This is a genomic window from Nonomuraea sp. NPDC049269, assembly GCF_043197155.1.
Lineage (GTDB): Bacteria > Actinomycetota > Actinomycetes > Streptosporangiales > Streptosporangiaceae > Nonomuraea.
The window spans coordinates 297,483-318,958 of record NZ_JBICSO010000003.1 but is presented as its reverse complement, the minus strand read 5'-3'; the positions used below and the strand labels follow the sequence as shown (position 1 = coordinate 318,958).

Below are 21,476 nucleotides of genomic sequence, written 5' to 3'. Positions count from 1 at the left end.
CTCGAACACATTATCATCTGGTCTATGAGCCGCGAAGTGGAATACCGGCGAGGCAGACATGTGGTTTCCGCGATGCATGTCCATCTGGTCTTTGTCACCAAATATCGCCGAAACGTGTTCGACGACGCGATGCTGCGACGCTGTGAGGACATCATGGTCGAGGTGTGCGACAGCTTCGAGGCCGAACTCCGCGAGTTCAACGGCGAACACGACCACGTCCACCTCCTCGTCCACTACCCCCCGAAGATGGCGGTCTCCAAACTCGTCAACTCGCTGAAGGGCGTCTCATCCTTCTACCTGCGCAAGGAGTTCACCGGCCGGGTTGACCAGGCCATCATGCACGGCCACTTCTGGTCACCCTCCTACTTCGCCGCCTCCTGCGGCGGAGCCCCACTCACCATCATCAACGCATACATCGAACAACAGCGCCGCCCCACCTGACCGGTTCTGGATCCGCGCAACGCGCCCCAGGCTGTCCCGCCTCCGGCGGCCCATCCCCGACAGGCCGCATTCACGCCCGGCCTGAACTGAACGCCGAGGCTTTCTGCGGACCTTCGGTAATGCCTTCGACCAGCGGTCGACCGGCGAATCGTTCTGTTAGTAGCTCGCAGGGGGCCGACGGTTCGCCCGGGGCGTGTGCGGGATCAGGTAATGGTCTCAGCGACTGTCAGTGCCTCGGTGATGGCGGCCGGGATGTCGAGTACGGGGAAGATGACGTGGCGGATCACGCGGAGGCGGTCCACGACCAGGATCAGGCGCTTGAGCCGCAGGGCTTGGCCGGCGCGGAACGTGGGGAGGCGGAGGGCCGCCGCGAGCCGCAGGTCCATGTCCGAGAGCAGGGGGAACGGGATGCCTTCCGCGGTGGCGAAGGCGGCTTGCTCATCAGGTCGTTGGGTGCTCACTCCGTGGATGGCGATGTCACGGGCGGCGAACTCGGCGTGCCTGTCGCGGAAGATGCGGTTCTCGAGCGTGCAGCCCACTGCCCCCGGGACCTGATTCCAGCCGGGCGGTAGCGGGGCGGGCATGCCCGTCGCCGGATAGCCGAACAGGACCGTCGCCCGCGCCTCCGCCACGACATCGACCAGCGGCGTTCGCTCACCCACCCCCGTTGGTCGGCCGACAGCGATCGGTGGACGGCTGGCGATCTGGCCGGAGGTGGGCGATGCGTGGTTGGTGGTGCGGGTTTGGTCGGTGGTGAGTGGTGGATGGGTGACCGCATCTCGGGGCTCGGCGGCGACGGTGTCGGTCTGGCCGGAGGTGGTCGGTGGGTGGTCGGCGGTGCTGGTCTGGTCGGTGATGGCGGGTAGCTGGTGGGCGGTGCCAGGCCGGTCAGTGGTGGCTCGCGGGCGGCTGATGGTGCCGGGCAGCGACAGAGGGTCTGGGATGCGGGTGCCGACCAGGGCGTGGACGCGGGCGGCTTCCGCGCTTCGTGGTGCCGCCACCCCTGTGAGGGTGCCGTCGCCGAGGAGCCAGCGATCCGCCCAGTCCTGCATGGTGATCAGCATGGGCGCCAGCGCCCACCCCGCGTCCGTGAGCACGTACTCGTAGCGCACCGGCCCGCTCTGATACGGCTCCCGTACCAGCACCCCGTGCTCCACCAGGTGCTTGAGCCGTTCCGTTAGGACCTTGCGGGAAATGCCTAGTTCGCCCAGCAGGTCGTCGAACCGGCGGTGGCCGCGCGTCACCTCGCGGACGATGAGCAGGCTCCACCAGTCGCCCACCACGGCGGCCGCCTGCGCGATCGAGCACTCGGTGTCCTGCGAGCGCAGCTCTCTAGCCATACCGCGACTTTACCGCCAAGTGAGTCTCTGATAGAAACTCAGTCAGTTCCCAAAGGAGACTCATGAGCGTGGCATGGGCGACCCTGAGACGGTCGTGGTTGGTGACCAGGCGGGCCTACCCCTGGTCGTACTTCATCGGCAACCTGTTGCTGGGTGTCTTCACCATCGGGCTGGCCTATCTGGGGCTGCGGGCCGTGGCGGGTGGTGAGATCTCCGCGGAGTTCCGCGGGAAGGCGGGCACCGGCGACTATCTCGGATACATCGCTGTGGGCGCCGCCGCGTACATGTTCGTCGTGCACGGCATTCTCTGGACCGGCAAGGCGATGATCCAGGAGCAGCGCGAGGGCACGATGGGCGCGCTGATCGTGGCTCCGGCGCGGCGCCTGCCCTACCTGCTGGGGTTCTCCGCGTTCGCCTTCACCGCGGTGGCGGTCGAGGTGGCGGTGTTGTTCGGGTGCGCGGCATTGTTCGGGGTACGGCCGGCGCCGACGGGAGCGGTGGACGCGGTGCTGGCCGTGGCGGGGCTGGCGCTGGCGGTGTTCGGGATGTCGGCCGTGCTGAGCAACGTGATGATCGTCGCCGGTGAGGCGCACATCACCCAGAACAGTGTGTTCCACGCGATTGCCTTGCTGTCCGGGTTCGCCTTTCCGAGGGAGTACCTCCCTGAGGCGGTCCGATGGCTCGGCGAGGCGGTGCCGGTGACGGCCGCCATGGACGTGATCCGCGGCGTCTTCACCGGCGGCACCGGGCTGGATCCAGGCCGCCTCGCCGTAGCCGTCGCGCTCGGCCTCGCCTACACCGCCGCCGGATTCCTCGCGATGCCCTGGGCGGAGCGCAGGGCCATGGAACGGAGTTATTGATGATCGAGACCGTGAACCTGCGCAAGGAGTTCGGGGCGAAGGTGGCCGTCGACGGCCTGAACCTGTCGATCCCCGGCGGCCGCGTCACCGGGCTGCTCGGGCTGAACGGCGCCGGCAAGACCACCACCATCAAAATCCTGGCCACGCTGCTCCGGCAGACGTCCGGCACCGTCAGCGTGGGCGGCCTCGACCCGGTCAGGCAGCCACATGCCGTACGCAAGAGGATCAACCTGATCGCCGGCGGCGAGCGCATGGTCTACGCGCGCATGACCGGCCGGGAGAATCTCTGGTACTTCGGCCAGCTCTACGACATCCCCACCAAGGTGCTCAAGCCGCGCATCGGCCAATTGCTCGAACTCGTCGGGCTGACACATGCCGCCGGCACGCGGGTCGAACAGTACTCACGCGGCATGACCCAGCGGCTGTCCATCGCCCGCGGCCTGATCAACGACCCCGACTACCTGCTGCTCGACGAGCCCACGCTGGGGCTCGACGCGCCGATCGCCCGTGACCTGCGCAAGGTCGTGGCCGGGCTGGCCGAGCAGGGCAAGGGCGTGCTCCTCACCAGCCACTACCTGGCGGAGGTCGAGCAGCTCTGCGAGCACGTGTACGTGATCGGCGACGGCCGCCACCTCGCGGCGGGCTCGCCGGCCGAGCTGATGGCCCAGACCGGCTGTCATCGCACGGTCCGGATCACGGTCACGAACCTGTCGCCCCAGATCGAGGCCGCCGCGCTGGCCTTCGACAGCAGCGTACGCCTCGCACCGGGCGGGGTGGTCGAGCTGAACCATCCGGACGACCTGACCGGGGCGCTGACCACGACGATCATCGAGTCGGGCGGGACACTCGGCGGGCTGGAGATCGTGGAGCCGTCCCTTGAGGACGCGATCCTCGCGCTGAGCGATCGTTCGCTGGAGGTGGTCGCGTGATCGGGCGGCACGAGGGGACGGGTACGACCTGGTCGCCGTGCCGTACGGGGATGGGCGTGACGTCGACGTGGTGCCGCCTGCGGCTGGGCGTCACCCCGTTGTGGGCCCGGTCGGAGCTGGGTGCCACTTCGTCGTGGGCCCGCGCGGAGGTGGGTGCCACTTCGTCGTGGGCCCGCGCGGAGGTGGGTGCCACTTCGTCGTGGGCCCACGCGGAAGTGGGCGCTACGCCGTCGTGGTGCCGCACGGAGACCGGCACCGGCTGTACGGCCCGCGCGCTCGGCAACCGCACCAGCCGGTGGCAGGTGATGACGTGAGGCACGCGTTGAAGGTCATGCGGGCCGAGGCGCTCAAGCAGCACCGCCAGATCTTCGGCAGCAAGCTGGTCCTGTTCTCGATGCTGGTCTGGCCGTTGCTGAAGCTCGCCGAGACCTACTACACGCTCCGGCCGCTGGCCGCGACGCCGGGCATCGCCGAGCGCTGGCCGCTCGCCGCCGACCCGGAACGGCTGCTGGCCTTCCTGGCCACGGGGGCGCTCGGGTTCACGTTCTTCTTCTCGCTGGTGCAGTCGGCCTGGCACTTCTCCATGGAGCGCCAGACCGGCACGCTGGAACTCCTCTTCCTGTCACCCGCGAACCGGCTGGCCGTGGTCGTCGCCAACGGGTTCGCCGCGCTGGTGCAGAACGCCTGGCTGTTCGCCTGTTTCGCGGTGGCGATGTTCACGCTGCTGGACGTGGTGAACGTGGCGCATCCGGCTATGTACGCGGTGGTCTTCCTGGCCATGCTGGTGCCCGCGGTGGCGTGGGGGGCGTTCCTGAACAGTGTGCTGATCTTCTCCAGGGACGCCGCCTTCCTCTACACGCTGCTGGACGATCCGATGTGGTTCGCCAGCGGGGTGCGGCTGCCGGTGTTCGCGCTGCCCGGCTGGATCCGGGCCGTCGGCTCGGTGCTTCCGCTCACCGGCAGCCTGGCGGTCGTGCGCGGCGCGCTGCTCGACGGGCAGGGCATCGGCGACCTGGCCGGGGAGTTGGCCGGGCTGACCGTACTGTCCGGGGTCTTACTGCTCGCGGCGGTCGGGGCGCTCCGGCTGGGAGAGGCCCGAGCTCAGCGAACCGGGCAGTTGCGCCTGTTCTGAGGCGGGTTGCCGGTGCCACTTCGCTAGCGGCTCGCCTCTTCCGGGTGCCGTCAGCGTGCGGAGGCGGGGGTGCGCACGGGTGGCCGCGGCCCTCCTAGCCCCCGTCAGCGGCTGAGCACCTGCCTGAGGACGCGTTCGAGGGTGGTCGCGGGGTCCGGGTCGGTGCTCGGTGAGCGCCAGGCGACGTAGCCGTCGGGGCGGACCAGCACGGCGCCGCCCCTGCCCACGCCGTACCTCTCCGCCCAGCGGCCCTCGACGTCCATCAGCTCTTCGTCCACCAGCACCCGGGTGAGCTGGATGCGCAGCCGCTCCTTGACCAGCCGCCCGGCGTCCATCCAGGACCGCCCATCGGGCCCGGCGATCAGTACGAACCCGAACCCGAACAGATCGATGGTCGAGATCAGCTGGCCGTCCCAGTCGAGCGCCACGTGCGGGGCACGGCTGCCCGGACGCCCAGTCGGTACGCGCGGATCCTCCAGGAGACCCCCGTCGTCACCGGGCTCCTCCAGGATCGCCGCCGAGCGGTAGCGATATCCGATGATGACGCCCATGGGGTCTTCGAGCGGTTCCGGGTAGTCGGTACGCATCGCGGGGGGCATCCGGACGCCGAGGTTCGCGAGCTGGGCGTCGGCCGTCAGCGTGCCGATGGGACGCCGTTCGGCATCGTAGCTGTCGAGGAAGTCCGGTCCGGCCTGCCCGGTCGCCACCAGCCAGAGCCGCCACGCGATGTCGCAGCCGTCCTGCAGCGCGGTGCTCCCGCCCTGCCCGCCGGTGGGCGGCATCGTGTGCGCCGCGTCGCCGGCCAGGAACACCCGCCTGTCGCGGTAACGGTCGGCCAGAGTGTGCGCCATGGCGAAGGTGGTCTTGTCGAGCACCCGAACGTCGAGGTCGGGCACGCCGGTCGCCACCCGTACCAGCTCGACGCAGCGTTCCTCGGTGAAGTCGGCCTCGCTCTCACCCTTGGCGGGGTCGTAGTTGACGCCCACCACATGCGAGCCCACGCCCGTGCCGGTCACGATGACGCCGGTGAAGACCTCGTTCTGCAGGTACCAGAGCGTGACCTCGCGCTCGCGTACCAGCCCCGTCAGATCGGCGTCGAACATGATCGAGCACATCAACCCCAGCTCACCCTTGCCTGAAGTGGGGAACCCCAGCCGGGTGCGCAACGGGCTGCGGAAGCCGTCGGCGGCCACGACGTAGTCGGCTCGTACGACGCTGTCGACGCCGTCCGCGCGGATGACCGCGGTGACACCCTCGGCGTCCTGCTCCAGAGAGACCAGCTCGGTGGAGAAACGCAGATCCGCCCCCAGTTCCTCGGCCTTGGCCCGCAGCACCCGCTCCACCTCCGCCTGCGGGGCGCCCACCTGCGTGACGGGTGTGACGTCGGCGAGAAAGGCGAACTCCTCCGCCTCGTTTGTCACGATCATGTGCGGGTTCGGGTCGGCCAGGTTGGGCGCGATCGCGATGCGCATGCCGTCACCGATGCCCTGCGAGATTTCCCGCAGCGACTGCTCGACTCCGGGCACCGGCCGTAGTAACTCGAGGGCTCTGGGTCCCACCCCGAAAGCCTTGGGCTGGATCGACGTACTGGGATGCCGTTCGACCAGCATGACGGGCACTTCGCGCCACGCCAGCAGCGCCGCCGCACTCAACCCGGCGTAACCGCCGCCGACGACAAGAACGGGTACTCGCTCGTGCACTGAACCCACCTCCGGGAACGCGTAATATCGCGTCATTGGTCGGAGCACACGATATGTCGCGTTCAACAGACGGGTCAAGACATATCTCGAAATCGGGTTGAGGTGGAGGATCAATCCACGGGGTGTGCGTGGCGCCGATCCCCGACCCGAGGCACGAGCGCGGAAGAAGATCCTGGCTTGCGGCGAAGGATGGGGGAAAGTGACCACAACCCCGGAAGGCGGGCTTATGCCGGAGATAAGAACTTGATCGCCGACGTGGGCGAACAACTGACCGACGCTGAACTGGTCGTCCGGTTCCGGGGAAACCCTGACCTGTTCACCGCCGTGCACGACCGCTATTACCGCGACATTTACCTATATGTGGCCGGTCGGCTGGACACGCAGATCGCCGAGGACATCACGGCCGAGACGTTCCTGCTGGCCTTCGACCGGCGCGACCGGTTCGACCCGGAACGCGGGAGCCTGCGCCCCTGGCTGTTCGGCTTCGCCACCAACCTGATCGCCAGGCACCGGCGCAAGGAGACCCGCCACTATCGGGCGCTGGCCCGGCTGGGTCCGGACCCTGTCATGGAAGGCCACGAGAACCGGGTCGTCTCCTCTGTCGCCGCTCAGCGCATGCAGCCGTACCTGGCCAAGGCGCTCGCCGTGCTGTCCAGCGGCGAGCGCGACGTCCTGCTGCTGGTGGCCCTGGGCGAGCTCAGTTACGACGAAGTGGCCCAGGCGCTCGGCATCTCCACCGGCACCGTGGGCTCCAGGCTCAGCCGGGCCCGCACGAAGATCCACGCTCTCATCGACAAGGAGACCGTCCATGGATGATCTGGACAACACGCTCGCCACCCTGCTGGCCAAGCCGGAGCCGCCCACAGAGGCGATCAATGACAGCAGGGACCGGCTCCAGGACAGGATGCGGGGCCGGCGCGCGCGGCGGCGGATCGGGTGGCTGATGCCGGGACTCGCTCTGGCCACCGCCGCCGCGGCGGCCGTGACCGTGATCGCCACGAGCGTGACCGCGCCCGCCGGCGCACCGGTCTCGGGCAGGGAGGTCCTGCTCATGGCCGCTGTCAGTGCGGAACGTACGCCCGAAGGTTCCGGCGACTACTGGCACGTCACACGTAAGTGGAGCGACCCGGAAATGCCGCAGGAAGAGAGCTGGACCAGCCGAGACGGCAGACGCTGGTCCAAGGGCGAGCCGGGCGACCCTCCCGACGCCGTCGTCACGGATCCGGCCCCCCTCGCGCTCAAGGGCGTCAAGGTGGCCTTCGAGGACCTCGACCGGCTGCCGACGGATCCGGAGGCGTTGAAAGCGCGGATCGACGAGCTTCCGGTGGATGACAGCGGCCTGGCCGCATCCAAAGAGCGGAATCTCGCGCTGATCGCGCTGATCACGGAGCTGCCGGCGCCGTCGGAGGTCCGTTCCGCGGCGTTCCGAGCCCTGGCCGCGATGCCGGAGGTCAAGAGGACGGGCACGGTCGACGACGGGGAGGAGCTGCTGATCGCTGACCCTGACGGCGAGTCGGAGATCAAACTGGTCGTCGATCCCGACACCGCTCGGGTGACGCGCACCAACTATCTCCTCGGCGACGACGGCAGCATCGCGGGGGACCCTTTCGGATTCATCTCGGTGACCACCGACTGGACGGACCAGCCTCCCCAGTAGACGCCGCCGCTCCCAACCAGCGAATGATCTCGCAGGCCATGGCCTGGTCGGCCACAGGGGCGCCCGCCAGGTCCGGCCGGTGAGAGGACCCGTGACGGTCAGGAGAGGAGTCGTTCGACGGCGGCGACCTTGCTGGTCATGCCGTCCGTGACGCCGGGTCGCAGGTCGGCCTTCAGCACCAGGCTGACCCGGGGCGCCACCTCGGCCACCGCGTCCACAGCCCGCTTGACCACGGACATGACCTCGTCCCACTCACCCTCAATGGTGGTGAACATGGAGTCCGTCTGGTTGGGCAGCCCGCTCTCCCGCACCACCTTGACGGCGCGCGCGACTGGCTCGGCGACCCCCTCGCCGACGCCCAGCGGCGTGATCGAGAATGCGACGATCAAGTGAGTGCCCCCTCAGAACTCTTGGAACGCTCAGAACTCACAGCGCGGGCCACGGTGCCGGACAAGAAGCGCCGCGGCCCGCACTGGACTCAAGCGTGCTCGTGGTCGTCCTCTTCCTCTTCCTCGCTGGGGCCGTCGGACGGCTCGACGCCCAGGACGGCCTCGCGGGGCTCGATCTCGTCGATGTGGTCGACGAGCTGCAGGACGTGGTCGGGCTCGATCAGCCACTGCAGGGCCGAGGCGCCGGTGTCGTCCGACTTGACGAGCTCGGCCTGCTCGACGCGCTCGTCGTCGGTGAGCTCGGCGTCGGGGTGCCGGATCTCGGCCAGCGCGGCGGCCTGTAGCGCATCCACGTCGAGCACCTCGACGGTCAGCTCGACCGTCAGGCGCAGGAATTTCTCGTTATCACTCATGGCGAAGATGCTAGGGCAGCTTCCACTCGACCGGACCGGCGCCTTGCTGGACGAGGAGCTCGTTGGCGCGGCTGAAGGGCCTGGAGCCGAAGAATCCGTTGCGTGCCGACAGCGGCGACGGGTGCGCGGACTCGATGCGCGGGACGCTGCCGAGCATCGGTGCCAGGTTGCGCGCGTCACGGCCCCACAGGATCGCGACCATCGGCTTGTCGCGGGCCACCAGCGCGCGGATGGCCTGCTCGGTGACCTCTTCCCAGCCCTTGCCCCGGTGGGAGGCGGGCTTGCCGGGCATCACGGTGAGGACCCTGTTGAGCAGCAGCACGCCCTGGTCGGCCCAGGGAGTCAGGTCGCCGTTGGCCGGGCGCGGCAGTCCGAGGTCGGTCTCCATCTCCTTGTAGATGTTGAGCAGGCTGCCGGGCAGCGGCCGCACATCGGGGGCGACGGAGAACGACAGCCCGATGGGGTGACCCGGTGTGGGGTAGGGGTCCTGGCCCACGATCAGCACCTTGACGTCGTCGAAGGGCTGGTTGAAGGCGCGCAGTACGTTGGCGCCCGCGGGGAGATACTGCCGGCCTTCGGCGATCTCGTTGCGGAGGAACTCACCCATCTGGGAGACACGCTCGGCGACCGGTTCGAGCGCACTGGCCCATCCGGCTTCGACGACTTCGTTCAAGGGACGACTGGCCATGGCCGTTGAGCTTAGTCAGGTCTGGTACGGCTTGCGGCCCGAATCCGGACGACCGCCGTACCAGAATGATCACAGCGTGGGCTTGCCCCGCTGGAACAGCCAGAGGTCGAAGAGCGTGCCGAGATCCTTGCCCGAGACGCGCTGAGCCAGGGAGATGAAGCCGGCCGTGTCGGCGTTGCCGTACTTGTGGTCGTTCACCCAGGTCCTGAGGATGGTGAAGAACGCCGCGTCGCCGACCGTGCTCCGCAGGACGTGCAGTGTCATCGCGCCGCGGTCGTAGACGGGGTCGTCGAAGAGCTTGGCCGGGCCGCCCGGGTCCGCGGTGGGCGTCTGCCAGAACTCGTCTTCCGGGGTACGGCTGTAGGCCTCGTCGAAGGAGTCCTGGAGCTTCTTGGTGCCCAGCTTGTCCTGCCAGAGCCATTCGGCGTAGGTGGCGAAGCCTTCGTTGAGCCAGATGTCCTTCCACCGCGTCGGCGTCACGGCGTCGCCGAACCACTGGTGGGCGAGCTCGTGGGAGAGCAGCGACTCGCTCGGCACTTTGGGGTAGATCGGGCGGGTCTGCGTCTCCAGGGAGTAGCCGACGTCCGGCGCGTGGTCGATGATGCCGCCGGTCGAGGAGAACGGGTAGGGGCCGAAGAGCGAGCCGAAGTAGTCAAGGATGGGTTTGTGGCGCTTGGCGAAGTCTCCGGCTTTCGCAGCGTCCCGTGGGTCCACAGCAGTGATTACACGGAAATTTCCGATCTTGGTGTCGGAAAGCTGGAATTTTCCGATGGTGACGGTGGCGAGGTAGCTGGCCATCGGCTCCCTGGAGTTCCACACGTACGTCGTACGACCGCCTTGGGACGTCCTCGACACCAGGTCGCCGTTGGCCACCGCCACCCGCGTGCTCGGCACGGTCACCGTGAAGCGGTAGGTGGCTTTATCCGTCATGTGGTGGTTGCCGGGGTACCAGGACATCGCGCCCTGCGGCTCGTTGGCGTTGAACACGCCGTCGTCCGTACGGATCCAGCCGTCGCGCGAGCCGTCCGGGTCGACGACGGATGCCGGCTTGCCGTCGTAGCGGACCACGACGGAGAAGGGGCGCCCCGAGGCCAGCGTGCCGGGCGGGGTGACGACGAGTTCGGGGCCGCTGCGCTTGAACGCGGCCGCCGCGCCGTTCACCATGACGGACCGCACGGCCAGGGTGTCGACCAGGTCCAGGTCGAAGCGGCTCAGCTCCTGCGTGGCCCGGGCGGTGATCGTCGCCACGCCGCTCAGCCGGTTGGGGCCCGGGTCGTAGCCCAGCGCGAGGTCGTAGTGCCCGGCGTCATAGCCGCCGTTGCCCTGCTGCGGGAAGTACGGATCCCCCGCTCCCGGCGCGCCGGGAGCGGCGCCGAAGGCGAGGGAAGTGGCGACTGCCAGCGCGAGGAGCTTCATGGCTGATTTTCGCATCCGTGAAAGGGAGCGTTACGGGCGCCCGCCTGCCTCCCTCGGCAGGCGGACGCCCCTGCCCCCGCGTCCGGTGGGCTTCCGCGTCGTCTATTTCACCGAACCGGCCATCATGCCCTGCACGAAGTAGCGCTGGAAGGCGAAGAAGAGGACCAATGGGATGATCAGCGACAGGAAGGCACCCGAGGAGAGGATGTCCACGTTCGACCCGAACTGCCGCATCTGAGACTGGAGTGCCTTGGTCATCGGCTGGTTCTCCGGGTTGGCGAAGACCAGCGCGATGAGCATGTCATTCCATACCCAGAGGAACTGGAAAATACCGAGCGACGCGATCGCCGGCTTGCCCAGCGGGAACACCACCCGAATGAAGATCGTCACCTCCGACGCCCCGTCCATCCGAGCCGCCTCCAGCAGAGACGACGGGATGCCGACGAAGAAGTTCCGGAGCAGGAAGATCGCGAACGGCAGTCCGAACGCCACGTGGAAAAGCACCACGCCGGGGATCGTGCCGAAGATGCCGATGCCGCCGTAGAAGCTGGCGACCGGGATCAGCGCGATCTGGATCGGCACGATGAGCAGCCCGACCACGATCAGGAACCCCAGGTCGCGGCCCGGGAAGTCCATCCACGCGAACGCGTAGGCGGCCATCGCGGCGATCCCGATCACCAGGATCGTGGTGGGCACCGTGATGAACACGGTGTTCCAGAACGACGCGGTGAAGCCGCTCGCCAGCAGGTTGCTGTAGTTCTGGATGGTCAGCTCGGCGGGCTTGGTGAAGATGGTCCACCAGCCCTCGGCGCTGTTGACCTTCACCGAGCGCAGCGAGACGACCATCAGGCCGAGCGTCGGGACCAGCCAGAACAGGCCGAGCAGCACCATCACGACCTGGACGGCGCCGCCGCCGAGACGGTCGACGATCCGCGTGATCACGGTTCTGCGGGGAGCGCCCGCATGCACCTCTGCGGGTGCCGCGGCGGTTGCCGTCGTCACGTGTCTTCCCTCCTGAACCGGCGGATATTCATGATCATGAAGGGAAGGACCAGGATGAGCAGGAAGATCGCGAGCGCGCTGCCCAGTCCCTGGTTGTTCCCGCCGCCGAACGAGACCCGCCACATCTCCAGCGCGACCACGTTCGACTGTGGCTGGACCGATGGTGGCGCGATGATGAAGACCAGGTCGAACACCTTCAGCGTGTTGATGATCATCGTCACGAAGACGACGAGCAGCACCGGCGACAGCAGCGGCACGGTGATCCGGCGGAACACCTGCCACTCCGTGGCGCCGTCGATGCGGGCCGCCTCCAGCGAGTCACGCGGGATGGCCGCCAGCCCGGCGGCGATCAGCACCATGGCGAACCCGGCCCACACCCAGATGAAGGCGCCGATGATCGCGGGTGTGATGAGCGTCGGGCCGAGCCAGGTCAGGCCGTGGTAGGCGGCCTGGAAGTTCGACTGCGGCAGCCGTACGACATAGGAGCCCGCGGGCAGCCCGTCGAAGCGGAAGGTGCCGTCGTCGGCCGTCGTGGCGGTGCCGGCCACCTTGCCGTCCTTGACCGCTTCCACGGTCATGCCGGGCAGGCCCTTCTCGGTGGCGTCGACCGCGCCGTTCTTGCCGCCGCCGCCCGCCGTGAAGTCGAACCACACGGTCCCGGACAGGTCGGTGCCCGGTGGCGCGGCCTTGGCGGGCTGCGCGTCGCTCGGGATCATCTGCGGCTTGATGCCGACGATCGGGATCAGCACCGGCTGGCCCGCCTGGGCGGGCTGCTTGGTGACGACCGCGCCCTTGTCCGCCGCGACCGCCGACTGGTCGCCTTCGCGCGGGCGCGCCTCGGGGTAGCCCTGCGAGGAGGAGAAGGTGTCGTGAATCGTGGTGAGTACGGCGTTGGCCACGCCCTTGTCCGGGTCCTCGTCGTACACGAGCCGGAAGATCACGCCCGCGGCCATGAGCGAGACCGCCATGGGCATGAACACGATCAGCTTGAACGCGGTCGCCCACTTGATGCGCTCGGTGAGCACCGCGAAGATCAGGCCCAGCGTGGTCACGATGATCGGGGCGACGACCACCCAGATCAGGTTGTTCCTGATCGTGGTGAGCATGCCCGGATCGGTGAAGATCGTCGTGTAGTTGCCCAGGCCGACGAACCCGCTGCCGGTGGCGTCGAAGAGACTGCGGAAGATCGAGTAGACGATCGGGTAGACCACCCAGATCCCCAGCAGCACGGCCGCCGGGAGGAGGAAGGCGAGAGCGACCGTCGGCGAGGGGCCGATGAGGCGTTGCTTTCGGGGGGTTTCATCAGGTCCGGAGGCGGACCCGCCCGAGGTTTCATCCTCGAGCGGGGCCTGCGGGCCGTCCAACCGTTCGGTCACGGCCTTACCTCTTTACTTCCAGGCCTTTTTGGCCTCGTCCTCGAGCTTGGTCTGGGCGCCCTTGATGTCGGTCGGCGTACGCAGGAAGTCCTGCAGCACCTTCCATTCGCCCTTGCCGTCGGTCCCGCCGAAGGCGCTGGGCGACAGGTCGGACATGTCATAGCGGACCGCGTCGCCGGCCGAGATGATCGTCTGCCCGAGCGCCTTGGTCAGCGGGTCCGGGTAGTTGTCGGGGGAGACGTTCTTGTTGGGCGAGAGGTAGCCGGGCAGCTTGGCCCAGATCTCGCCACCCTCCTTGGAGGCCAGGAACTGCAGCAGCGCCATGGCGCCGGGGGAGTCCTTCATCGCGACCGCGACGTCGCCGCCGAGCACGACCGGAGCGGTGTCACCGGCCTTGGGGAACGGGAAGTACTTCGCCTCCTCGCCCACCTTGGCACCGTCCGCCGTGGCCTGGGTGGCCACGAAGTCGGCCTCGATGACCATGGCCGCCTTCTTCTGGCCGAACACCTTGGTCACACAGGTCGGGAAGTCGGTCTGCAGCGCGCCGGAGTTGCCGTCGAGGACGAACTCCTTCTTGCCCACGATCTGCGCGATCTTCTCCAGGGCGGTGGCCACGCTGGGGTCCGTCCACGGGATCTCGTGCTTGGCCAGCTTGTCGTAGTTCTCCGGGCCCGCGCTGGACAGGTAGACGTTCTCGAACAGGTCGGTCAGCGTCCAGCCGGAGGCGCCGCAGAAGGAGAACGGGGCGGTGCCGGAGTCGGCGATCGTCTGAGAGGACTTGACCAGCTCGTCCCAGTTCGTCGGCACCTGCACGCCCGCGTCGTCGAAGGCCTGCGAGCGGTACCAGATCAGCGACTTGTGCGCGGCCTTGATCAGCACACCGTACGTCTTGCCGTCGGCGGAGCCCAGCTCCTTCCAGTACGGCGTGTAGTTGGTGTCGATCTCCTTGGTCACCTCGGGGGTGAGCGGCTTCAGCGCGTTCTGCTTGGCGTACTGCTGCACCAGGCCCGGCTGCGGCAGGATCGCCACGTCGGGCGGGCTGCCGCCCTGGATGCGCGGGCCGAGGTAGGCGCCCGTGTCTTCACCGGTGGAGGCGTAGGTCACCGTGGCGCCGGTCTTGTCCGAGAAGGCCTTGAGCACCTTCTGGAAGTTCTTCTGCTCGTCGCCGGTCCACTTGGCGGCGACCTCGAGCTTGACGCCCTGGAGCGTCTTGCCCGCCTCGGTTGCCGACGCCGAACTCGACGCCGTGGGCTGCGTGGTCGTCGGTGCGTTTCCGCACGCGGCGACCGCTACCGCGAGCCCCGCCAGAATCGCTGCTGCTCTGGCTTTTTGCATGGCTGCCTCACTGTGTTCTGATGATCTCTTGCAGTTCGGACTTCATTGAGGCCGCGACGTCGTCGGCGGACTCGTTGTATGGCGGGCTGAGCGCCTTGGCGACCGTGCTCGCGATCACCAGGCTGATCTGGTTGTAGTTCGCGCTCACCGGCCGCGGTTTGGCGGCGAGGATGCTCTCCTTGAGCACGGGCAGGTAGGGGAACCGCTTGATCAGGTCCGGGTCGTCGTAGAGCTCGGTCCACACCGGCGGGAACGAACCGTCGGTGAGCACCCGCCGCTCGTTCTCCAGACCGGTGAAGTAGCGGATGAACTCCTGTGCCGTGCGCTGGTGCTCGGAGTAGGCGCTGACGGCGAGATTGACGCCGCCGAGCGTGCTCGATCCCGGGCCGTCCAGGCCGGGCAGCCTGGTCACCGCGAACTTCTTGCCGAGCTTGGCCGTCGCCGGCCCGTACGCGTGGGGCCAGTTGCGGGCGAAGGCGAGGCGCCCCTCCTGGAAGGCCAGGCGGGACTCCTCCTCCTTGTAACTCAGCGACTCCTTGGGGATCCAGCCCTCGCGCAGGCCCTGGAGAAGGAAGTCCAGCGCGATCGTGGCTTTGGCCGGGTCGAGGGTCACCTCCGTGCCGTCGGGGCTGAGTATCTGCCCGCCTGCCGACTGCACGGCCTCGGAGAAGTTCACGGTCAGCCCCTCGTACGCGAGGAACTGCCCGGCATAACCCCCAATATCGTGTTTTTTCGTTACTTCTAGGGCTTGCTGGCGAAGGTCCGCCCAGGTGCGGGGCGGTTTCTTGATCAGGTCTGTTCGGTAGTAGAGCAGGCCGGCATTACTCGTGTACGGCACCGCCCACAGCTTGTTCTTGTAGACCGCCGTGTCCACTACGGGCGGCAGGAGCCTGTCGAGCGGGAAGAACCCGCGCTCCAGGGGGATGATCCAGCCGTTCTCCGCGAACTCGGCAGTCCACACCACATCCAGCCCGAGCACGTCGTAGCGGTTGCTCCGGGCTTGGAGGTTGGCCGCCATCTGAGCGCGTTGCTCGTCGGCGGCCTCGGGTAGTTCGAGGAGCGTCACCTTCTCGGCCGGGTGGGCCTGGTTCCAGCGATCCAGCAGGGGTTGCAGGTACGCCGTGGTGTCGCGTCCGGTGGCGAAGGTGATCGGGCCTGTTCCGCCCGTACCGGTGTCGCCGCCGCCCTCATCGCCCGTCGCCGCGCAGGCGGCCGCCAGAAAGACGGTCAGCACGATCGGCAACGAGCGAAGCACCCTGTTACCTCCCTGTTCAGAATGATTACATTCGTGTTAGGTAGATGCATTCATGTTATGCACACATGTAATGTGGCGGTCAACGGATAGCCGCGTAACGCATACGTAACGCAAGGGGGAGGTGGGGTGTGCGGCCACACCTGCTGGCGCTCCTAGCCAAGGAGCCTGCCCATGGTTACGAGCTCAAACAGGCTCTCGAGCAGACCTTCGGCAGCGCCTATCCCTCGCCCAACATCGGCCAGATCTATGTGACGCTCGGCAGGCTGGAGAAGGACGGCCTGGTCAGGGCCGTGGATGTGGAGCAGTCTAACCGTCCGAACAAGAAGGTTTACTACCTGACCGCCAAGGGTCGCGAGGTGCTCACCACCTGGGTGGACGAGCCGACCGAGGGCCCGCGGGTGCGTGACGAGTTCTTCATGAAGCTCGTCCTGGCGCCGCTCACCGGCATCGCCGACCGGATGGCGCTCATCAACCGGCAGCGGCGGCACTATCTTTCGCTCATGAGCGATCTCAACGACCTCCTCGCCCGCACGCCGGCGGCCGACCGCGTGGCGCTCTTGCTCATCGAGGGCGCCATGCTGCATCTGCAGGCCGACCTCGAGTGGCTGGAACGCTGTCAGGAGGACCTGGCATGAGCGTGATCAAGGCCGTCAACCTGGTGAAGATCTACTCCGGCGGTGCGGTGCCCGTACCTGCCGTGCGCGGTGTGGATCTGCAGGTGGAGCCGGGCGAGTTCGTCGCGATCATGGGGCCGTCGGGGTCGGGCAAGTCGACGCTGGTGCACATGCTCGGCGGGCTCGACTCCCGCACCAGCGGCGAGATCTGGCTCGACGAGAAGCGGGTCGACACGCTGTCGGAGAGCGCGTGGGCGCTGCTGCGGCGCAAGAAGGTCGGCTTCGTCTTCCAGTTCTTCAACCTGGTCGCCAACATGACCGTGTCCGACAACGTGGAGCTGCCCGCGCTGCTCGCCGGAGCCTCGCCCCGCGAGGCCCGCGAACGCCGGCAGCACCTGCTCGGCGCCCTCAACCTCACCGAACGCGCCGACGCCGCGCCCGGCCAGCTGTCCGGCGGTGAGCAGCAGCGGGTCGCGCTGGCCCGCGCGCTGGCCAACCAGCCGAGCGTGCTGCTGGCCGACGAGCCGACCGGCAACCTCGACAGCCGCAACACGCGCGACGTGCTCCGCCTGCTCACCGAGGTGCACAAGGACGGCCAGACCATCATCATGGTCACCCACGACGCCCGCGTGGCCGCGCTCGCGGACCGCCTGGTGTCCCTGTTCGACGGCGCGATCGTCGACGACGGCCGGATCGCCCGCAGGCGTACGGGGACGGCGGGCGAGGTGATCGACCTCAGATGAGCACGGCCAGAGCGGGCGGCCGGTGGGTCAAGGCCGACCTGCGAGCAAGGCGGGGCCAGGCGCTGCTCACCGTCCTGGCCGTGGCCGGGATCGTGGCCGCGCTGATCACCGCCGTCACCCTGCTCGAAGACAGCACCAACCCGTGGCGCAGCCTGTTCGCCCAGACCGACGGTGCCCACGTGTGGTTCTACACCAAGGACAGCCCCCAGGTGGCGCTGGGCGGCATCGACGGCGTCACCCAGATCGCCGGGCCCTACCGGTCCGCGCCCGTCACCGTGGTGCAGAACGGCAAGAAGGAGCCCGCGTCGCTGCACGCGATGCCCGCCACGCCGCCGCGAGTCGCACATCCGGTCGTGGCCGAGGGCCGCTGGCTGGACCCCGCCCAGTCCGACGGCGTGGTGGTCGAGCACTCCTTCGCCAAGGCACTGCGGTTGAAGCTCGGCGACGCCTTCTCGATCATCGCGCTGAGCGGCGAGCGCCACACCCTGTACGTACGCGGCATCGCCGACTCCGCCGAGCAGGGCTTCTACCCCGAGTGGACGCCCGGCCTGGCCTGGGTGCTGCCGGAGACGCTCGACCGGATCGAGCCCATGCTCGGCCGCAGCGAGTGGGTGACCGGGCTGCGCCTGGCCGACCCCGACGCCACCCAGGTCGTCTCCCAGCGCGTCGTCGTCATGCTGGAGGGCCAGCTGCAGCGCGTCTACAACTGGCGCGAGGTGCGGGCCGCGATGGAGCTCGACAACCGGCTGCTCGGCACGCTGCTGGCGCTGTTCGGCGTGGTCGGGCTGGTGGCTGCCGCCCTGGCGCTGGCCAACGCGGCCGGCGGCCGGGTGCTCGGTCAGCTGCGCGACCTGGCCACGCTCAAGTCGATGGGCTTCACCCGAGGCCAGGTCGCCCTGCTGCTTCTGGTCGAGCACGGCGCGCTCGGCCTGCTGGGCGTCTGCGTCGGCACGCTCGCCGGGTGGGCGGTGACGGTGGCGGTGCTCGGCACCACCTCCGTGGCGCCCGTACCCGTGCTGGCCATCGTGGGCGGCACCGCGCTGACCGTGCTGGCCGCGGTCGGAGTGCCCGCCTGGCGCGGCGGGCGCACGCCGCCCATCCCCGGTGCCCCCGCGGCGCCGCCGCGCGGCCACCTGTCGCGTCTGGCCCGGCTGGCCCTGCTCGTACGGCTGCCACCCGCGCTGATCCTCGGCACCCGGGACGCCTTCACCAGGCGGCTGCCCGCGTTCCTGACCGCGTTCGGCCTGGCCGTGCCGATGATGATGATCACGATCGGGCTCGGCGTCTGGTCCACGCTGGACAACTTCCTCAGCCACCCCGAGCAGGTCGGCCAGCACGCCAGCCTGTACGTCAGGCCGGGCAAGCTCGAAGCGGCCGAGGCCCAGCGCATCGCGGAGTCCGACAAGGACGTCCAGACCGTTTACCCGGGCACCGACGTCAACGCCTTGGCGCCCGGAGAGGCCCGCTCGGTCAGGGTGCGGGCCCTCGGCAGTTCAGCCGACCCGTACCCGTTCCCGGTCGTGGAAGGCCGTATGTACGGCCAGCCCGGCGAGGCCGTCGCCGGGCAGGGGCTGCTCGATCTGCTGGGCGCCAGGATCGGCGACCGGATCCGGCTGACCGTCGGCGGCTCGCCGCTGATCGTGCGGATCGTCGGCCGCACCGTGGAGCCGGATCTCGACGGCGAGGTGCTCTCCGTGGGGCTCGACAGCCTGGCGGCCAAGGACTCCGTGCCGCCCGAGTTCTACGCCCTCGCGCTGCGTCAGGGCACGGACCCGGGAGAGGTGCGCGGCAGGCTGCTGGCGGCGTCGGCGGAGGGCCTGGACGTGCAGCGGGTGGTCAACCCGGCCGACCGGCTGTCCGTCATCCGGGTGGTGATCGTGTGGCTGATCGCGGTGCTGGCGCTGATCGGCCTGGCGAACCTGCTCACGGCCAGTGCCCTCGGGCTACGCGACCACGCGTTCGACCTGGCCGTGCTCAAGGCGATGGGCCTGACACCGCGGCAGGTGATGGCCACGCTGGTGACGGGCACCGGGCTGCTGGTCGTGCTCGGCATCGTGGCCGGCACGGCGGCCGGGGCCTCGGTCGTGACCGGGCTGATCGACCTTCAGGGCTACACCAGCGGAGTCGGGGCGGGCATCGGCCGCCCGCCCTCGCCCCTCACTCTTGTCATCGCCGTGCTGGTCGCCGTGGGCGCGGCGCTCGCGGTCGCGCTCATTCCGGCCCGCCGCGCGGCCCGCGCCCAGGTGCCCGTCACCTCACGCTGACGGGATGTTCTTGAGCGCGAACCAGTAGAACCCGTGGCTGGGCAGCGTGAGCAGGTAAGGCAGGTCACCGATCAGCGGGAAGTGCACCCCGCCCCGTGCCTCCACCGGCGTCATGCCCGTGAAGCGCCGCAGGTCGAGCTCCACCGGCTGCGGGTACTTCGACAGGTTGTTCACGCACAGCATGATGTCGTCGCCGTCCTCGCGGACGTAGGTGAGCACGCTGATGTTGGACGACCACATCTCGGTGTAGGCGCCGGTGCCGAAGACCGGGTGCTTGCGGCGGATCTCCAGCATCCGGCGGGTGAAGTGCAGCAGCGAACCCTCGTGGCGCTGTTGCGCCTCGACGTTGACCGCCTGGAACCCGTAGATCGGGTCCATGACCGCGGGCAGGTAGAGACGCCCTGGGTCGGCGGAGGAGAATCCGGCGTTGCGGTCGGGGCTCCACTGCATCGGCGTGCGCACCGCGTCGCGGTCCTCCAGCCAGATGTTGTCGCCCATGCCGATCTCGTCGCCGTAGTACATGACCGGCGAGCCCGGCAGGCTCAGCAGCAGGGCCGTGAACAGCTCGATCCGGTCCCTGTCGTTGTCCAGCAGCGGCGCGAGCCGGCGGCGGATGCCCAGGTAGGCCCGCATACGCGGGTCCTTGGCGTACTCGTTGTGCATGTAGTCGCGCTCTTCCTCGGTCACCGTCTCGAGCGTGAGCTCGTCGTGGTTGCGGAGGAAGATGCCCCACTGGGCGGTGTCGGGCAGCTTGGGGGTGCGCGACATGATCTCCGAGATCGGCTCGCGCGTCTCCTTCTTGACCGCCATGTAGATGCGCGGCATGAGGGGGAAGTGGAAGGCCATGTGGCACTCGTCGCCGCCCACGGTGGGGTCGCCGAAGTACTCGACGACGTCCTCGGGCCAGCCGTTGGCCTCGGCCAGCAGCACCCGGTCAGGGTAGAGCCGGTCGACCTCGGCGCGGACCTTCTTCAGGTACGCGTGCGTCTCGGGCAGCCCCGAGCACGACGTGCCCTCCCGCTCGAACAGGTAGGGCACCGCGTCCAGCCGGAAGCCGTCGATGCCCAGGTCCAGCCAGAACCGCAGCACCTCCAGCATGGCCTCCTGCACGGCCGGGTTGTCATAGTTCAGGTCCGGCTGGTGGTGGAAGAAGCGGTGCCAGTAGTACTGCTTGCGCACCGGGTCGTAGGTCCAGTTGGACTCCTCGGCACCGATGAAGATGATCGGGGCGTCGGGAAAGCCGGTCGGCTCGTCGGACCACACGTAGAAGTCGCCGTACGGCCCTTCCGGGTCGTGCCGCGACGCCTGGAACCAGGGATGACGGTCACTCGTGTGGTTCATCACCAGGTCGGTGATGATCCGCAGGCCGCGCTCGTGCGCCGACTCGATCAGATGTACAAAATCCCCGAGGTCCCCGAAGTCCGGAAGGATCTTCATGTAGTCGGAAATGTCATACCCGCCATCGCGCAGCGGCGACTCGTACAACGGGAGCAGCCAGAGGCAGTCGACGCCCAGCCATTCCAGATAGTCGAGCTTCTCCGTGAGACCACGCAGGTCTCCCGTGCCGTCGCCGTTGGAGTCCTTGAACCCTCGGACAAGAACTTCGTAGAACACCGCCCGCTTGTACCAAGAGGGATCCTCCGAGATGAAAGCCTCGGATATCGGCTCCGGTGTTGGGGATGCGTTGATCATATGTCGCTCACAGAAGGAGATGTGGGCAGGACGGAGTCACCGGTTTCCCCGGCGTTACTAGCTGGTGACCGCGCCGCCTGAGGTCGTCATCCCTGCGAACCTCATGCCCTGAACGGACCGGATTTGTGACCCGGTGCCCGCTTGTGCGGCGCTTACGGGCCGAACACTACCAGCCCGTTGGCTTTCCGGAACCCGCTTGTGCTGTGCTCGTCGTAATACCCGCGAGATCG

21 protein-coding genes are annotated in these 21,476 nt (G+C 68.3%); 10 read left to right on the top strand and 11 right to left on the bottom strand.

The window, feature by feature from the left end:
* The first annotated feature begins 24 nt into the window (after positions 1-24).
* Positions 25-441 carry an IS200/IS605 family transposase gene (gene tnpA / locus ACGFNP_RS19185; RefSeq protein WP_393320141.1) on the top strand — a complete coding sequence of 139 codons (417 nt, stop codon included), beginning with the start codon at positions 25-27 and terminating at the stop codon, positions 439-441.
* Between the two features lie 203 nt (positions 442-644).
* Here tnpA and ACGFNP_RS19180 read toward each other — a convergent pair whose 3' ends face one another.
* Positions 645-1,781, bottom strand: a complete 1,137-nt coding sequence (locus ACGFNP_RS19180) for a winged helix-turn-helix transcriptional regulator (protein ID WP_393320138.1) — start codon at positions 1,779-1,781, stop codon at positions 645-647.
* A 62-nt stretch (positions 1,782-1,843) separates the two neighbouring features.
* On the opposite strand from ACGFNP_RS19180, the gene ACGFNP_RS19175 reads away from it, so the two are divergent.
* The 4 genes from ACGFNP_RS19175 to ACGFNP_RS19160 are packed head-to-tail and all read left to right on the top strand — an operon-like array spanning position 1,844 to position 4,702.
* A complete protein-coding gene (locus tag ACGFNP_RS19175; protein WP_358316979.1) occupies positions 1,844-2,641 on the top strand; it encodes an ABC transporter permease in 798 nt (265 codons plus the stop codon).
* Complete coding sequence (locus ACGFNP_RS19170; RefSeq protein WP_393320135.1) at positions 2,641-3,570, top strand: ABC transporter ATP-binding protein; 930 nt, start codon at positions 2,641-2,643, stop codon at positions 3,568-3,570. The genes ACGFNP_RS19175 and ACGFNP_RS19170 overlap by 1 nt, the downstream gene beginning before the upstream one ends.
* Positions 3,567-3,884, top strand: a complete 318-nt coding sequence (locus tag ACGFNP_RS19165; RefSeq protein WP_393320132.1) for a hypothetical protein — start codon at positions 3,567-3,569, stop codon at positions 3,882-3,884. Before ACGFNP_RS19170 ends, ACGFNP_RS19165 begins: the two co-directional genes overlap by 4 nt.
* The gene (locus ACGFNP_RS19160; RefSeq protein ID WP_358316988.1) at positions 3,881-4,702 is read left to right on the top strand and encodes an ABC transporter permease; all 822 of its coding nucleotides are present in this window, start codon (positions 3,881-3,883) and stop codon (positions 4,700-4,702) included. Before ACGFNP_RS19165 ends, ACGFNP_RS19160 begins: the two co-directional genes overlap by 4 nt.
* A 104-nt stretch (positions 4,703-4,806) precedes the next feature.
* Here the strand turns inward: ACGFNP_RS19160 and ACGFNP_RS19155 are convergent, their stop codons facing one another.
* Positions 4,807-6,402 carry an FAD-dependent monooxygenase gene (locus ACGFNP_RS19155; protein ID WP_393320129.1) on the bottom strand — a complete coding sequence of 532 codons (1,596 nt, stop codon included), beginning with the start codon at positions 6,400-6,402 and terminating at the stop codon, positions 4,807-4,809.
* Between the two features lie 243 nt (positions 6,403-6,645).
* Between ACGFNP_RS19155 and ACGFNP_RS19150 the strand changes: the two genes are divergently transcribed.
* On the top strand, positions 6,646-7,218 hold the full coding sequence (locus tag ACGFNP_RS19150) for an RNA polymerase sigma factor (RefSeq protein ID WP_358316994.1): 573 nt from the start codon (positions 6,646-6,648) through the stop codon (positions 7,216-7,218).
* The gene (locus ACGFNP_RS19145) at positions 7,211-8,059 is read left to right on the top strand and encodes a CU044_5270 family protein (RefSeq protein ID WP_358316999.1); all 849 of its coding nucleotides are present in this window, start codon (positions 7,211-7,213) and stop codon (positions 8,057-8,059) included. Before ACGFNP_RS19150 ends, ACGFNP_RS19145 begins: the two co-directional genes overlap by 8 nt.
* 98 nt (positions 8,060-8,157) lie before the next feature.
* Here the strand turns inward: ACGFNP_RS19145 and ACGFNP_RS19140 are convergent, their stop codons facing one another.
* The 8 genes from ACGFNP_RS19140 to ACGFNP_RS19105 all read right to left on the bottom strand — a co-directional run bounded on the left by ACGFNP_RS19140 (position 8,158) and on the right by ACGFNP_RS19105 (position 15,933).
* Positions 8,158-8,448 (bottom strand): MTH1187 family thiamine-binding protein, encoded by a 291-nt coding sequence (locus ACGFNP_RS19140; RefSeq protein ID WP_358317002.1) that lies wholly within the window; start codon positions 8,446-8,448, stop codon positions 8,158-8,160.
* A gap of 89 nt (positions 8,449-8,537) precedes the next feature.
* Complete coding sequence (locus tag ACGFNP_RS19135) at positions 8,538-8,861, bottom strand: hypothetical protein (protein WP_214639065.1); 324 nt, start codon at positions 8,859-8,861, stop codon at positions 8,538-8,540.
* A gap of 10 nt (positions 8,862-8,871) precedes the next feature.
* Complete coding sequence (locus ACGFNP_RS19130) at positions 8,872-9,549, bottom strand: uracil-DNA glycosylase (RefSeq protein ID WP_358317004.1); 678 nt, start codon at positions 9,547-9,549, stop codon at positions 8,872-8,874.
* Between the two features lie 69 nt (positions 9,550-9,618).
* Positions 9,619-10,965 carry a M1 family metallopeptidase gene (locus ACGFNP_RS19125; RefSeq protein ID WP_393320124.1) on the bottom strand — a complete coding sequence of 449 codons (1,347 nt, stop codon included), beginning with the start codon at positions 10,963-10,965 and terminating at the stop codon, positions 9,619-9,621.
* Between the two features lie 102 nt (positions 10,966-11,067).
* A complete protein-coding gene (locus ACGFNP_RS19120; protein ID WP_358317008.1) occupies positions 11,068-11,967 on the bottom strand; it encodes a carbohydrate ABC transporter permease in 900 nt (299 codons plus the stop codon).
* A complete protein-coding gene (locus ACGFNP_RS19115; RefSeq protein ID WP_358317010.1) occupies positions 11,964-13,343 on the bottom strand; it encodes an ABC transporter permease subunit in 1,380 nt (459 codons plus the stop codon). Before ACGFNP_RS19115 ends, ACGFNP_RS19120 begins: the two co-directional genes overlap by 4 nt.
* Before the next feature lie 12 nt (positions 13,344-13,355).
* Positions 13,356-14,678 (bottom strand): ABC transporter substrate-binding protein, encoded by a 1,323-nt coding sequence (locus ACGFNP_RS19110; protein WP_393320119.1) that lies wholly within the window; start codon positions 14,676-14,678, stop codon positions 13,356-13,358.
* Between the two features lie 7 nt (positions 14,679-14,685).
* Positions 14,686-15,933: an ABC transporter substrate-binding protein gene (locus ACGFNP_RS19105; protein WP_358317014.1), complete on the bottom strand. Its 1,248-nt coding sequence runs from the start codon at positions 15,931-15,933 to the stop codon at positions 14,686-14,688.
* Positions 15,934-16,061: 128 nt separating this feature from the next.
* Between ACGFNP_RS19105 and ACGFNP_RS19100 the strand changes: the two genes are divergently transcribed.
* Genes ACGFNP_RS19100 through ACGFNP_RS19090 form a run of 3 tightly spaced genes read left to right on the top strand, consistent with a single transcriptional unit; the run spans position 16,062 to position 19,554 of the window.
* On the top strand, positions 16,062-16,568 hold the full coding sequence (locus tag ACGFNP_RS19100) for a PadR family transcriptional regulator (RefSeq protein WP_358317016.1): 507 nt from the start codon (positions 16,062-16,064) through the stop codon (positions 16,566-16,568).
* Positions 16,565-17,290: an ABC transporter ATP-binding protein gene (locus tag ACGFNP_RS19095; RefSeq protein ID WP_358317018.1), complete on the top strand. Its 726-nt coding sequence runs from the start codon at positions 16,565-16,567 to the stop codon at positions 17,288-17,290. The genes ACGFNP_RS19100 and ACGFNP_RS19095 overlap by 4 nt, the downstream gene beginning before the upstream one ends.
* A complete protein-coding gene (locus ACGFNP_RS19090) occupies positions 17,287-19,554 on the top strand; it encodes an FtsX-like permease family protein (RefSeq protein ID WP_393320114.1) in 2,268 nt (755 codons plus the stop codon). Before ACGFNP_RS19095 ends, ACGFNP_RS19090 begins: the two co-directional genes overlap by 4 nt.
* On the opposite strand, the gene treS is transcribed toward ACGFNP_RS19090, so the two are convergent.
* Positions 19,546-21,246 carry a maltose alpha-D-glucosyltransferase gene (gene treS, locus ACGFNP_RS19085; RefSeq protein WP_358317022.1) on the bottom strand — a complete coding sequence of 567 codons (1,701 nt, stop codon included), beginning with the start codon at positions 21,244-21,246 and terminating at the stop codon, positions 19,546-19,548. The genes ACGFNP_RS19090 and treS overlap by 9 nt on opposite strands.
* Positions 21,247-21,476 lie beyond the last annotated feature (230 nt).

Coding starts and splice junctions, on each gene's coding strand:
- ACGFNP_RS19170 (WP_393320135.1), top strand. CDS start 2,641: ATGATCGAGACCGTGAACCTGCGCAAGGAGTTCGGGGCGAAGGTGGCC.
- ACGFNP_RS19175 (WP_358316979.1), top strand. CDS start 1,844: ATGAGCGTGGCATGGGCGACCCTGAGACGGTCGTGGTTGGTGACCAGG.
- tnpA (WP_393320141.1), top strand. CDS start 25: ATGAGCCGCGAAGTGGAATACCGGCGAGGCAGACATGTGGTTTCCGCG.
- ACGFNP_RS19135 (WP_214639065.1), bottom strand. CDS start 8,861: ATGAGTGATAACGAGAAATTCCTGCGCCTGACGGTCGAGCTGACCGTC.
- ACGFNP_RS19125 (WP_393320124.1), bottom strand. CDS start 10,965: ATGAAGCTCCTCGCGCTGGCAGTCGCCACTTCCCTCGCCTTCGGCGCC.
- treS (WP_358317022.1), bottom strand. CDS start 21,246: ATGATCAACGCATCCCCAACACCGGAGCCGATATCCGAGGCTTTCATC.
- ACGFNP_RS19180 (WP_393320138.1), bottom strand. CDS start 1,781: ATGGCTAGAGAGCTGCGCTCGCAGGACACCGAGTGCTCGATCGCGCAG.
- ACGFNP_RS19095 (WP_358317018.1), top strand. CDS start 16,565: ATGAGCGTGATCAAGGCCGTCAACCTGGTGAAGATCTACTCCGGCGGT.
- ACGFNP_RS19145 (WP_358316999.1), top strand. CDS start 7,211: ATGGATGATCTGGACAACACGCTCGCCACCCTGCTGGCCAAGCCGGAG.
- ACGFNP_RS19130 (WP_358317004.1), bottom strand. CDS start 9,549: ATGGCCAGTCGTCCCTTGAACGAAGTCGTCGAAGCCGGATGGGCCAGT.
- ACGFNP_RS19090 (WP_393320114.1), top strand. CDS start 17,287: ATGAGCACGGCCAGAGCGGGCGGCCGGTGGGTCAAGGCCGACCTGCGA.
- ACGFNP_RS19110 (WP_393320119.1), bottom strand. CDS start 14,678: ATGCAAAAAGCCAGAGCAGCAGCGATTCTGGCGGGGCTCGCGGTAGCG.